Source organism: Burkholderia sp. Bp8991 (assembly GCF_003853795.1).
Taxonomy (GTDB): Bacteria; Pseudomonadota; Gammaproteobacteria; order Burkholderiales; family Burkholderiaceae; genus Burkholderia.
Genome location: NZ_QTQJ01000002.1, coordinates 167,082 through 177,951 on the forward strand (window position 1 = coordinate 167,082; position 10,870 = coordinate 177,951).

The following is a 10,870-nucleotide window of genomic DNA, read 5'->3' on the forward strand; positions in this document are numbered from 1 at the left end:
TCCGGCAGGCGAACTGGAGCGCGTAGGCCCGTTCGCCTCCCGATTGCCATCCAGGAGGATACGATCATGAGCGATCTTTACTTCGGAACCGATCTCTTCAGCGAGTTCGACCGCCTGCAGCAGCAGATGGCGCAACTCTTCGGCGGCTTCCCGTCCAGCATCCGCGCGAGCCGGCTCGGCGCATTTCCTCAGATCAACATCGGCGCGACGGACGAGTCGATCGAGATCGTCGCCTTCGCCCCGGGCGTCAGCGCCGCCGAACTCGACGTATCGATCGACAAGGGCTTGCTGACCCTCAGCGGCGAACGCAAATCGACGCAACCCGACACTGAAAGCGAGACGCGTACGTACGCGCAGGAGCGCTTCGTCGGCGCCTTCCGGCGCGTCATCGAGCTGCCCGACACCGCCGATCCCGACAAGGTCCAGGCGCGCTACGAAAATGGCTGCCTGTCGATCAGTATCGGCAAGCGCGAGTCGTCCAAGCCACGCGCCATCACTGTCCAGTAACTCGAGGAGCCGATCATGAACGACATGACCAAACTGGCTGAACGCGACCCGTCCGCAGTCACGCGTCGCGACGCGGAACAGGCTACGCGCCGGATAACCCTCACCCCGGCCGTCGACATCTACGAGAGCAACCAGGGCGTCACACTGTGGGCAGATCTGCCCGGCGTGACGAAGGACAAGCTGGACGTCAAGGTTCACGACAGCAGCCTCTCGATCGAGGCCGAGGCGGTGGTGCCGACGCCGGCAAATCTGCGCCTGCAGCATGCCGAGGTCCGGGAGCCGCACTTCGCGAGGACGTTCACGCTGTCACCGGACTTCGATACGTCGAAGATCGAGGCAAGCCTCCAGGACGGGGTGTTGAAGCTGACGATCCCGCGTCGCGACGAGGCTCGCCCACGGCGCATCGAAGTCAGGACCGGCTGACCCTGCGGCAATGGCGGGTCGGGAAGATGGGCGGCGGGGAAAACGCCGCCGCCCGTCGCGAACCAGGCGCGGGAGGCACCGGTTTCCGATGTCGCTCAGGAGTCCTGGAGAGGGCATGCGGTCCTTGTCCGCACCGTGCCCATGCGACGATCGCGACACGCACGTCCGCACCGGATGGCTACATCGCCATCGCCCGGATCGAACGGAACGATGAGGTGTCGGCCGACCGGCATCCGCCGCGTTTCGGCGAGCGCTGGACAAGCGCGGCCGAAACGCAGCGCGATGCGCTCGAGTACGCGGTGCAACTGATCGATCGCGACATGCCCGGCGCAGCCGAGGCTCGGGGCACGCATGCTGCCCGAGGGGCTGGCCGCCACGCTCGAAACGGATTGAAGCTGAATCGGAGGATGCCATGAATACCGATCCGAAAAAGTGGAACCCCTTCAAGTTCCTTCGCGGAGCTGCCCGCAAGTCCGACGCGGAAGGCCCGGAAAACCCGCCGTCAAGCGAACAGTGGCGGGCCGCGTGGCCCGACATTCCGCGACTGTTCTCGCGTGAGCCGTGGCGTGCGGTGGAGGAATTCCTTCATGACCCGCTCGCAGGCCGTGGCGCGCTCGAACGATGGTTCGGCGACTTCAGTTCATCGCGCTTCCAGCCGCGCATCGACGTCGTCGACGAAGGACCGGTGCTGCGCGTGACCGCCGAACTGCCCGGAATGACGCGCGAAGATCTGAAGGTGAGCGTCGAGGACGGGGCAATCGTGCTGCGCGGAGAGAAAAAGCAGGACGTACGCAGCGAGGAAAACGGCTGTTACCGGCTGGAGCGCGCCCACGGAAGCTTCATCCGCACGATCCCGATGCCGGACTACGCCGACCCCGATCGCACGTTGGCAAAGTTCGATAACGGTGTACTCACGTTGACCGTGCCAAAGTCGGAGCCGACACAGACCGCAAGTCGCATGATCGAAATCCGCTAGGGCAAACACGAAAAGTGCCGTGGTGGCGGGCGGATATCGGACGAACCGGGCCGTTGGCTCAGTTGGTGGAGCGGCCGACTTTTTTGTCCGTTGGTCACTGGTTCGAATCCGGTACGGCCCGCATGAAACCGAACATCCGCTGCCACCCGACAAACGCGGCTTGCGATGGGTGACGAACGCACCGAAGCCATGGATGACGGTCAGCCAGCCGCGGTGGAAGTGTCGTGGCAGACATGCCCGAAGCGGGACACTCGCGACGCATATCGCACGGCGTCGTCCTTTGGACCCGGCTCGATCTCGCACCAGAATTCCTGATGACGGGCACCGAGACGGCGGGCCGCCTCGTAGCGATGAAAGTGACTGGCGAGCCAGAACCGGCCCCCGTCGAAGAAGACCTTCATGGCCGGCCGCGCCGCGCGCATCGAACCACGGCGGATAGCGGTCATGGCTTCCTCCAGCGCTTCGTCGGCGAATGTTTGCGCGCCGCGCAGTGCATCATCGACTGAGAGTTGCAAGAACTTGAGGTAGTCCCTCCCGAGCACGCCGGCAGGAAGCCCCATCGACGAGCGGACAGGCGAACGCGGTTCATTGGCCATGACAATGTCCGATTCAGCGGGTTGGCAAGACGATCGGGACGCGGGTTGATGTCGCCGCATCCCGAGCCGGCCGGTCGGGCAAGTTCATTCGTCGGCCATGAGATGGCGGATGACCAGCGCCGGGTCGGCGATATCCAGAATCAGCCGGCGCAGTATGCGCCTGCGCATGTGCTCTTCGTCGAGACTCCAGGGCGCGCCCTTGGCGCTGAGATAACGCGCGAGCGCGTCGCGGTTGTCTGCGCCTGCGGGCAAGTCGAGCCGGACGGCCAGCAGTCCCGCCACCACGTCGTCGAGCTCGATGTCGAGCGGCTTCGAGTCGATGCAAAGTTCGAGTTTCATGTCGGTCACCCGCAAAAAGCGGCGCCGCTTCAGCGGGGCAGCGCGCGGCGCCGAACGTGTCGCGCCGGCCGCGACTGTTGGCCGGCGCGTACGAGACCCGCTGCCCGGGTCAGTACTCGAGCGCCGGTTCGGCGGACTGCGCCGGCTTTTCGTCCTTCGGCGCGTCCGCAACCGTCGCGTCGGTCGTCAGGATCAGCCCGGCGATCGATGCGGCGTTCTGCAGCGCCGTACGCGTAACCTTGGTGGGATCGACCACACCCGCCTCGACCAGATCGCCATATTCTCCGGTGGCCGCGTTGTAGCCGAAGTTGCCCTTGCCTTCGAGCACCTTCGCGATGACCACCGAAGGCTCGTCCCCCGCGTTCGAGGCGATTACGCGCAGCGGCGCTTCGAGCGCGCGCAGCACGATCTGGACACCGGCGTCCTGGTCGCCGTTGGCGCCTGTCAGGCTCGCCACCATCGAACGGGCGCGCAGGAGCGCTACGCCACCGCCCGGCACGATGCCTTCCTCGACCGCCGCGCGCGTGGCATGCAGCGCGTCGTCCACCCGGTCCTTCTTCTCCTTCATCTCGAGTTCGGTCGCCGCCCCGACCTTGATGACGGCCACCCCGCCCGCGAGTTTCGCGACGCGCTCCTGCAGTTTCTCGCGATCGTAGTCGCTCGTGGCTTCCTCGATTTGCGTGCGAATGGACTTCACGCGCGCTTCGATGCGCTTCTCGTCGCCCGCGCCGTCGATGATGATCGTGTCGTCCTTGCGCACCTCGACGCGCTTGGCACGGCCGAGATCCTCGAGTGCCGCCTTCTGCAGCTGCTTGCCGGTTTCTTCCGAGATGACGGTCGCGCCAGTCAGGATGGCGATGTCCTCGAGCATGGCCTTGCGCCGGTCGCCGAAACCGGGCGCCTTGACCGCCACCACCTTCAGGATGCCTCGCATCGCGTTGACCACGAGCGTGGCCAGCGCTTCGCCGTCGACATCTTCCGCAACGATCAGTAGCGGCTTGCCTGCCTTGGAGGCGACCTCGAGGATCGGCAGCAGATCCCGGATGTTCGAGATCTTCTTGTCGTGCAACAGGATCAGCGCGTCGTCCAGGTACGCGGCCTGCCGTTCCGGATCGTTGATGAAGTAGGGGCTGACGTAGCCGCGGTCGAACTGCATCCCTTCAACCACGTCCAGCTCGTTCTCGAGCGACTTGCCATCCTCGACCGTGATGACGCCTTCCTTGCCGACCTTCTCCATGGCGTCGGCGATGATCTTGCCGATGGTCTCGTCGGCGTTCGCCGAGACCGCCGCCACCTGTGCGATCTCCCTGTTGGTGGAAATCGGCTTCGACAGCTTGCGCAGTTCGTCGAGCACGGCGGCCACGGCCTTGTCGATGCCGCGCTTGAGATCCATCGGATTCATGCCGGCGGCGACGTGCTTCATGCCTTCCTGCACGATCGCCTGGGCGAGCACGGTGGCCGTGGTGGTACCGTCGCCGGCCACATCGGCGGTCTTCGACGCGACTTGCTTGACGATCTGCGCCCCCATGTTTTCGAAGCGGTCCTTCAGTTCGATTTCCTTCGCGACCGACACGCCGTCCTTCGTGAGGGCAGGCGCGCCGAAGCCGCGCTCGATCAGCACATTGCGGCCTTTCGGCCCCAGCGTGACCTTCACGGCATCGGCGAGAACGTTCACGCCCTTGACGATACGGGCGCGGGCGCTGTCGTGGAATTGGACGTCTTTTGCACTCATGTTGCTGCTCCGGATAGTAGTCGTTGACTCGACCCGTCGCGAACCGCCAGTCGGGTGTTCGCGACCGGCTCGGGATGTCAGGCGGCCTCACAAGAGGCGCCGACGTCGGCCTCGAGGAGGCCCATGACGTCTTCCTCGCGCATGACGAGCAGTTCCTCGCCATCGACCTTGACGGTCTGGCCTGCGTATTTGCCGAAGAGAACCTGGTCACCGACTTTCAACTGGAGCGCGCGCAGCGTTCCATCCTGCAGCAGCCGGCCGCTGCCGACTGCGACGACTTCGCCTTGTTCTGGTTTTTCTGCCGCGGAATCGGGTATCACGATGCCCGAAGCCGTCGTCCGCTGCGTCTCGATTCGCTTGACGATAACCCGGTCGTAGAGGGGACGAATCTGCATTTCCATCTCCTGAGCGATTAAAGGATCACCAATAAGGGAATCCGGCCGCGCGTACCGGGGCGCGTGGAACGCCGCCGTGCAGCCGAGCCAATGTCTGGCGGATTGCGAAATAGAGGCGGCCGTCGCGCGCTTCAAGGGGGTGTGAAAACGGCTATTTGTAACAAATTGTTTCGGAGCGGCAGCGGAATGGGATTGCCCTGCCGAGGCGACGTACGGTGCGGCCGCGTCCCTCGCAGCGCCCGGAGCGAGCCCGGCAATGTGCAAGCGGGGGAATGGGCGATGCTGAATGAATAAGACAGGATAAGATAAGTATTCTTATCACAATGCATCTGTTTTTCATCGAAACTCGAACACGAAGAAATACACCGGGCAACTCGATTCCCCTGCCCGCTCGCCCGTGTTTGCCTCACACGGCATGACGAAACGCGAAGGCACGCGAATACACAGGAACACGGCAGACGTACGCGGCGAATCACGCGAACGAAGCACCGCTGCGGCGCGTCGCCCGCGCGCATGCCGCAATCGATTGGCCGTCGATATTCCGCGGCGGCCTCATCCGGTCGAAGCTCGGGCAGACCGCGCCGCACGCCCGATGCAATGCACGCGAGATTCAGCCGTGAAAGGCACCCCGCCTCACCCGGCAGTCGACTGAAGCGGCAATTCAGGGCCTTTGCAGGATGTCTGTCGCCTGCTCGGCGTCGGCCAGCGAGTCGAGCGCTAGATAGGCAATGAACTGCGAACCGAGCACGGCGGCGGATACGCCGCGGAGATTGATCCCGCCGTCCGACAGTTTCTGGGTCAGCTCCGCGATGATCCCCATCTGGTCCAGCCCCATCACACGGATCGAGTGCAGGCTCGAGCTAGGGCTGAATCCCGCCTGCGTGGCAGCACGGGTCTCCCGATCTCCCTGCAGCGGCGCGACGAATACCACCCCTTTGCCGGGTGCTTCCTGGGTGCGCCGGGCGACGATGAATTGCAAATCCGCGCCGGCATCCCGCAACGCGTTCAGCACGCGTGCAAGACCGCCCGGCTTGTCCTCGATGGTTGCCGCCCATACGTCGACGCGTTCCACGAGCAGTTCCATGGCCCCTCCAGAAAGTCGGACCTCGATGAAGACAATCTATGTCGCGCATGACCGGCGAGCAAGGCCGCTTGTGCGAACGGCGGCACGCAGGTTCGCCTAGGAATCCGATGATTTCGCCGACGGGGAACGCAAGCCGAGCATGACCGCCTGCCGATGCCGCCATTGAAGCAGCGCGTCGCGGAACTCGTCGGATGATTGTCCGGACGTAACGCGCCATGCTCCGGATTGAAAGGATCTCGCGGCGCGCCAGAACGATCGGGCCTCGGACCCGTCGTCGATGGGAGTAATGGGCAACTGGTACGTTCGATGCAGATACGACAGGAAGGCGAGACCGTAGCCGCGGCGCCTCATCGTCGGGAGAATTTCCAGTCGATGGACATATACCCGATCGGTTCGCGGCGCTAGGCTGTATGTCGCCGCGCCGACGATACCGCCGGATGCCGCGAGTATCGCGACTTCCCACCCCGAATGCGGCACACCGTCGATGCCCAGATCGATCGGCGTCGATTGAAAACGAATCACGGGAAGCCGGCGAAATTTGCGTCGCGCAAAAAACAACCGCAGGTAGGAAAGCACGTTCAGCCTTTCGTCATGTCCGCAGCGGCACGCTTGCTCATCTTCGCGCGCCACCGCAATTCGCAGCCGCACCCTGGCGCGTTGACGCTCCCCCTGTCGAACGCAACCGCCCATTACATGAACGACCCGGCATGGATGTCCGGATCGACGCGACCGTGCGATTCGCGAGCGACGCCGGCCAGAACTATTTCCGGTTCTTCAGGAACGTCTGTCCGGCTGCCGTAATCGAGACGCTTCCGCGGCCGTTCGTCGGATAGCGCACGAACCCTGCGCCGATGAGCTCGCGGGTAATGGACCAGCCAAGTGCGGGTGTATCGCGACCGTAACGAATATCGGCAAGGCGCTCCAGTGCCCAGATCGCGGATGCCGAGATGGTCGGAACGGTCGAAGCTTGGTTATCGCTCATGGCGTCTCCAGGTGTTTGATCATGATCAAGGGTGCTGCATGTATCGGACTCAATCGGCAAGGCACGCACTCAGGCGCGTCCAGTCGTAACGGGCGCCGACCTCGATGCGTACGGCGGCATCGACGAGGTCGATGCCGTGGTGGCCGCAGTGCCGATCCGCACGTTCGATGAGTGCCTCGAGCGACGGCAGCGGTGCGTCGCTCTTCCAGGCGAAGGCGATCACGTTGCCCGCACCGTCTTCAGCCGGTGCGATTGCGACGGACGGGCCGAACGTCTCACGCAGCCTCGCGAGACACTCACCGAGTCGCGGATCGTCGCCGAGCAGATTGACGACGAGCACGCCGTCGTCGTTCAGTCGCGCGCGACAGGTATCGTAGAAGGCTGCGCTGCAGAGCTCGGACGGCGCACCATCCGCATTGAAACCATCCTGCAACAACGCATCGAATGTGTGCGCGGTCGTCGACAGGTGCCGCGCCGCGTCCGCGCAGATGATCGCCAGGCGCGCGTCGTCGGGTGGAACGTGGAACCGGTCGCGAAGCGCGATCACTTCCGGATTGATTTCGATTGCCGTGAGACGGGTGTTCGGCAGGTTCCGATAGCAATACTTCACGAGCGAACCGCCGCCGAGCCCGATCAAGCCCACATGCGCGGGTTCCGGCTGAAACAGCAGGAACCCCATCATCGTGCGCGTATAGCCGAGTGCGAGCGCGTCCGGGGCCTCCCGCAGCATCGTGCTTTGCATGCCACGGCCGTCGAAGCACAGCGAGACGAGGTGCTCGTTTTCCACGACGATCGGCTTGTCGGCGATCTCGGCCGGGGAAGCCGCGCGCAGGCCCAGGAACGGAAAATCGACAGGCGGCACGTCGGTCAGCCCTCTTGAAGCAAGGGCAGGAGCGCACGAAGCGCCGCCTCTTCGTCCGGACCGCTTGCAAGGACTTGCGCGGATGCGCCGCGACGCACCTGCAGCGATGACATGGCCATGCCGTCCTTGGCATTCCCGCGCCGCCCATTGGCGATCAGCAGGATGTCGCTGTCGAAACGGCGCGCCGTGACCACGAGCGCATCGCGCACGGCGGTCGCACCGTTCCGGCTCCAGGCGGGACCTGCTTCGAAATAGACGACGGTTGCCATGTTCCTCGCGTGTGGCGTGAGAGGGATGCTGGTATTCAGTGGGACGGGGCGATCCGGCAGGCCATCAGGAACGCCTGGAACTCGGTTTCCCATGCCGCGTCGCGCATGTCGATTTCGAAACCGACGAGACGCTGCATTGCGCCGCTCAGATACACGACACGGAGCACTCGAGGCGGCACGCCCTGCGCGAAACAGCAGCCATCCGCATCGAGCAGCAGGCGCGGATGGTGCCGCAAGCGAGCACTGGCGACCGAGATGGGATCCATCACATGCCGAGCCGATTCCCGCGGATAGACGAACGCCAGATGAATACCGGCGGCCGCGAGCCGCTCGCCCACATCATGGAAGCGGTGGACCATCTGGAAGCCGCGCTCGCCGCCGCGCCCGACGCCCACCACGACAAGCCCCCGGCTCCCCGCGACCTCCGGCAGGGATATGGGCCGCCGATCGGGCAACAGCAGCATCCCATCCAGATCGAACATGTCGGCTACCTCCGCGAATCCGCCCTCAATTCCGGCGATCGGCGGCAAGACTGGATTATAAGACAGCATTCATGGAATGTGTATTTCATTATAATGTTGTGTGCGCCACCCCGTGGTCGGCCCGCCTGCGAGCCGACGGCACGGCGCCCGTTCCGGCGAGGCAGGTATCCGCCCGCTTTTGCCGCCGACCGGTTCGAATCCGTCCGATGGAAGCCGCGAACGGTGCCCCCGCCTGCCCGCAATGCGCAATGGAATACACCTGCCCGAACGGCACACTGCATCTGTGCGCGGACTGAGGTCATGAATGGTCGGCGGGCGCCGGCATCGAATCCGCTGACGAATCGGCCAGGCGAGTCGTCAAGGACGCGAACGGCAATGTGCTGTCGGACGGGGGGCGCGGTCGCGCCGATCAAGGATCCGCGCGTGAAGGGTTCATCGATCACGCCGAGAATGGGCGCCAAGGTAAAAAGCATCCGGATCGTCGGCGGCGATTACGAGATCGACGGCAAGACCGACGCGGGCAGCTTCGTGCTCGCGGCGTGCTTTCGCCGGGAAGCGTGACGCCGCGCGCTTACCTACGGCGAACCCGCTTGTCGTTGCAGTTCGCTGCACGCGCTCCCCACCGACAACATATCTACCCGGATCGATCGGGCATGGAGCGCGGTTATCGGAATCTGCCCGGCGTGACCATCGACGCGATCGAAACCGATCCGGACGCGATCGCGCTACGCGATGTATTCAGGATTCCTGCAGACGATGCCCGGTTCAAGATGGCCCGTGCGGATGGCACGAAGTACGTGACACGGAAGGATGCCCATACCGACCCTGGCATGCGCACGGCATGCGCACCGGGAAATCGACGTCCAGGCGGCTCGCGAACTCAGTCCGCGCTTCGCTTCACCCGTTTGCCGAGCGCGCTTTTCGTCTTGTAGCTCACGCCGTGTTGTTCGAGATACTCGCGAATCAACTGCCGCACGACTTGCGACGGCGTCAGGTCCTGCTCCGCGCAGAGCATGTCGAACGCCTCTTTCTTGGCGGGATCGATCAGGATGGTCAAGCGTGCGGTTTTCGTTTCCATTGCAGGGCAGAGTCGGCGATATGCTAATTTAATTATAATGCATCGGCCCTTGCGTACCGCGCCCGAAAGCATTCGGCACGCGCGGGTGGCCCACGCTCGGCGAAAGCGCCCCAAGCAGGATCCGCCGCCGGCAACGCGCAGTCGGGTTTCGTTTCACCTTGTGCAGGCTCACGACCGGCGGTCAAGCCGATAGAGATAGTCGAGCACGTCGTCGACGACGGGCACGATCGCCAGCGTGACGAGTGCCGCGGCCAGCGGCACGGTCGACACGTAGCCGACATGCTTGAAGCCGATTGCGCCGGCCAGCCCCCCGACGAAGAACGACGCCAGCATCGTCGCGTGAATCCTGAGCTTCGCGCGGTTCGCGATCACCGTCTGCGCGTGCACGTCGGCACTCGAACGATTCCAGTAAAAGAGCTTGCCGAGTTCGATGCCGAGGTCCGTCACGATGCCCGTCATGTGCGTCGTGCGGATTTCCGCCCCCGACAGCTTGGTGATCATCGCGTTTTGCAGCCCCATGATGAAGCACAGCAGGATCACCGTGACCGGCATGAAGAACGCTTCCCACAGCGCGAGATGGCTGCCGAGCAGCCCGAACAGGAGCAGCAGCGCCGCTTCGACGAGCAGCGGCAGCACATACTGACTCTGCAGGCCACGGCGCCGCCCCCAGTTGACGAGCACGGCCGAGCAGCCGGCACCCACCAGGAACGACGCGAGCGAACCCACCCCGGCCAGCACGAGCCGGATGTCGCCGAGCGCGGTCTGATCCGCGATCGCCGACACGATCCCGCTCATGTGCGACGTGTATTGCTTGACCGCGAGGAAACCGCCGGCATTGGTCGCGCCGGCGACGAAGGCAAGCGAAAACCCGAGCTGGCGGTTCGCGGCCGCGCTGCGGTGTTTTCCCGTCAGGCTTCGGAAGTACTGCGCTGGCATAGGATCTTCCCTCATTCGCCCGGATCGGGAGACAACGACGCCCCGAGCGGAACCCGGCGCGCCGCGGCACACCGCCACGGTCGCCCGTTCCATCCAGGGTGCCATGAGACTTTCATGATAACGGCATTATCATACCTTGTTATCCTGATTCGTCTTTCGGTGTCATAATGCGGGCAGGAACAGGCTGCGGAAGAAGCGGTCTTTCCATC

General features: G+C 64.2%; 15 protein-coding genes, 1 tRNA gene and 1 pseudogene. 5 read left to right on the plus strand and 12 right to left on the minus strand.

Going from position 1 to position 10,870, the window contains the following annotated elements; all coding sequences use genetic code 11:
- Window positions 1–66: 66 nt before the first annotated feature.
- The 4 genes from DIE02_RS02715 (at window position 67) to DIE02_RS02735 (ending at window position 2,027) form a co-directional block, all read left to right on the plus strand.
- A complete protein-coding gene (locus DIE02_RS02715; protein WP_124528629.1) occupies window positions 67–507 on the plus strand; it encodes an Hsp20/alpha crystallin family protein in 441 nt (146 codons plus the stop codon).
- A 15-nt stretch (window positions 508–522) separates the two neighbouring features.
- Window positions 523–930, plus strand: coding sequence for an Hsp20/alpha crystallin family protein (locus DIE02_RS02720; protein ID WP_044843463.1), 408 nt, complete (start codon window positions 523–525; stop codon window positions 928–930).
- Window positions 931–1,342: 412 nt separating this feature from the next.
- The gene (locus DIE02_RS02730) at window positions 1,343–1,906 is read left to right on the plus strand and encodes an Hsp20/alpha crystallin family protein (RefSeq protein WP_124528631.1); all 564 of its coding nucleotides are present in this window, start codon (window positions 1,343–1,345) and stop codon (window positions 1,904–1,906) included.
- 47 nt (window positions 1,907–1,953) lie between these two features.
- A tRNA-OTHER gene (locus DIE02_RS02735) sits at window positions 1,954–2,027 on the plus strand.
- 79 nt (window positions 2,028–2,106) lie between these two features.
- On the opposite strand, the gene DIE02_RS02740 is transcribed toward DIE02_RS02735, so the two are convergent.
- From DIE02_RS02740 to DIE02_RS02785, 10 genes are all read right to left on the minus strand, one after another.
- Window positions 2,107–2,502, minus strand: coding sequence for a hypothetical protein (locus tag DIE02_RS02740; RefSeq protein WP_124528633.1), 396 nt, complete (start codon window positions 2,500–2,502; stop codon window positions 2,107–2,109).
- Window positions 2,503–2,586: 84 nt separating this feature from the next.
- Window positions 2,587–2,841: a hypothetical protein gene (locus DIE02_RS02745; protein WP_124485851.1), complete on the minus strand. Its 255-nt coding sequence runs from the start codon at window positions 2,839–2,841 to the stop codon at window positions 2,587–2,589.
- A 109-nt stretch (window positions 2,842–2,950) separates the two neighbouring features.
- Window positions 2,951–4,573 (minus strand): chaperonin GroEL, encoded by a 1,623-nt coding sequence (gene groL / locus DIE02_RS02750; protein ID WP_124528635.1) that lies wholly within the window; start codon window positions 4,571–4,573, stop codon window positions 2,951–2,953.
- A gap of 77 nt (window positions 4,574–4,650) precedes the next feature.
- Window positions 4,651–4,968, minus strand: a complete 318-nt coding sequence (groES, locus tag DIE02_RS02755) for a co-chaperone GroES (protein WP_124528637.1) — start codon at window positions 4,966–4,968, stop codon at window positions 4,651–4,653.
- A gap of 661 nt (window positions 4,969–5,629) precedes the next feature.
- Window positions 5,630–6,052 carry an ACT domain-containing protein gene (locus DIE02_RS02760; protein ID WP_124528639.1) on the minus strand — a complete coding sequence of 141 codons (423 nt, stop codon included), beginning with the start codon at window positions 6,050–6,052 and terminating at the stop codon, window positions 5,630–5,632.
- 96 nt (window positions 6,053–6,148) lie between these two features.
- Window positions 6,149–6,628: a hypothetical protein gene (locus DIE02_RS35880; protein ID WP_260441477.1), complete on the minus strand. Its 480-nt coding sequence runs from the start codon at window positions 6,626–6,628 to the stop codon at window positions 6,149–6,151.
- Between the two features lie 184 nt (window positions 6,629–6,812).
- On the minus strand, window positions 6,813–7,034 hold the full coding sequence (locus DIE02_RS02770) for a hypothetical protein (protein ID WP_124485847.1): 222 nt from the start codon (window positions 7,032–7,034) through the stop codon (window positions 6,813–6,815).
- Between the two features lie 49 nt (window positions 7,035–7,083).
- Window positions 7,084–7,896, minus strand: a complete 813-nt coding sequence (locus tag DIE02_RS02775) for a fused MFS/spermidine synthase (protein WP_124528641.1) — start codon at window positions 7,894–7,896, stop codon at window positions 7,084–7,086.
- A gap of 5 nt (window positions 7,897–7,901) precedes the next feature.
- Complete coding sequence (locus tag DIE02_RS02780; protein ID WP_044843459.1) at window positions 7,902–8,165, minus strand: HPr family phosphocarrier protein; 264 nt, start codon at window positions 8,163–8,165, stop codon at window positions 7,902–7,904.
- Between the two features lie 35 nt (window positions 8,166–8,200).
- Window positions 8,201–8,647 (minus strand): hypothetical protein, encoded by a 447-nt coding sequence (locus DIE02_RS02785; protein WP_124485844.1) that lies wholly within the window; start codon window positions 8,645–8,647, stop codon window positions 8,201–8,203.
- Window positions 8,648–8,853: 206 nt separating this feature from the next.
- Here DIE02_RS02785 and DIE02_RS02790 point away from each other — a divergent pair.
- Window positions 8,854–9,208: pseudogene (locus DIE02_RS02790) on the plus strand (zinc ribbon domain-containing protein YjdM).
- A gap of 319 nt (window positions 9,209–9,527) precedes the next feature.
- Here DIE02_RS02790 and DIE02_RS02800 read toward each other — a convergent pair.
- On the minus strand, window positions 9,528–9,725 hold the full coding sequence (locus tag DIE02_RS02800) for a ribbon-helix-helix protein, CopG family (RefSeq protein WP_044843458.1): 198 nt from the start codon (window positions 9,723–9,725) through the stop codon (window positions 9,528–9,530).
- 168 nt (window positions 9,726–9,893) lie between these two features.
- Window positions 9,894–10,661, minus strand: coding sequence for a YoaK family protein (locus tag DIE02_RS02805; RefSeq protein WP_044843457.1), 768 nt, complete (start codon window positions 10,659–10,661; stop codon window positions 9,894–9,896).
- Between the last annotated feature and the right edge of the window lie 209 nt (window positions 10,662–10,870).

Coding starts and splice junctions, on each gene's coding strand:
- DIE02_RS02805 (WP_044843457.1), bottom strand. CDS start 10,661: ATGCCAGCGCAGTACTTCCGAAGCCTGACGGGAAAACACCGCAGCGCG.
- groES (WP_124528637.1), bottom strand. CDS start 4,968: ATGCAGATTCGTCCCCTCTACGACCGGGTTATCGTCAAGCGAATCGAG.
- DIE02_RS02770 (WP_124485847.1), bottom strand. CDS start 7,034: ATGAGCGATAACCAAGCTTCGACCGTTCCGACCATCTCGGCATCCGCG.
- groL (WP_124528635.1), bottom strand. CDS start 4,573: ATGAGTGCAAAAGACGTCCAATTCCACGACAGCGCCCGCGCCCGTATC.
- DIE02_RS02730 (WP_124528631.1), top strand. CDS start 1,343: ATGAATACCGATCCGAAAAAGTGGAACCCCTTCAAGTTCCTTCGCGGA.
- DIE02_RS02720 (WP_044843463.1), top strand. CDS start 523: ATGAACGACATGACCAAACTGGCTGAACGCGACCCGTCCGCAGTCACG.
- DIE02_RS02745 (WP_124485851.1), bottom strand. CDS start 2,841: ATGAAACTCGAACTTTGCATCGACTCGAAGCCGCTCGACATCGAGCTC.
- DIE02_RS02800 (WP_044843458.1), bottom strand. CDS start 9,725: ATGGAAACGAAAACCGCACGCTTGACCATCCTGATCGATCCCGCCAAG.
- DIE02_RS02780 (WP_044843459.1), bottom strand. CDS start 8,165: ATGGCAACCGTCGTCTATTTCGAAGCAGGTCCCGCCTGGAGCCGGAAC.
- DIE02_RS02760 (WP_124528639.1), bottom strand. CDS start 6,052: ATGGAACTGCTCGTGGAACGCGTCGACGTATGGGCGGCAACCATCGAG.
- DIE02_RS02785 (WP_124485844.1), bottom strand. CDS start 8,647: ATGTTCGATCTGGATGGGATGCTGCTGTTGCCCGATCGGCGGCCCATA.
- DIE02_RS02740 (WP_124528633.1), bottom strand. CDS start 2,502: ATGGCCAATGAACCGCGTTCGCCTGTCCGCTCGTCGATGGGGCTTCCT.
- DIE02_RS02715 (WP_124528629.1), top strand. CDS start 67: ATGAGCGATCTTTACTTCGGAACCGATCTCTTCAGCGAGTTCGACCGC.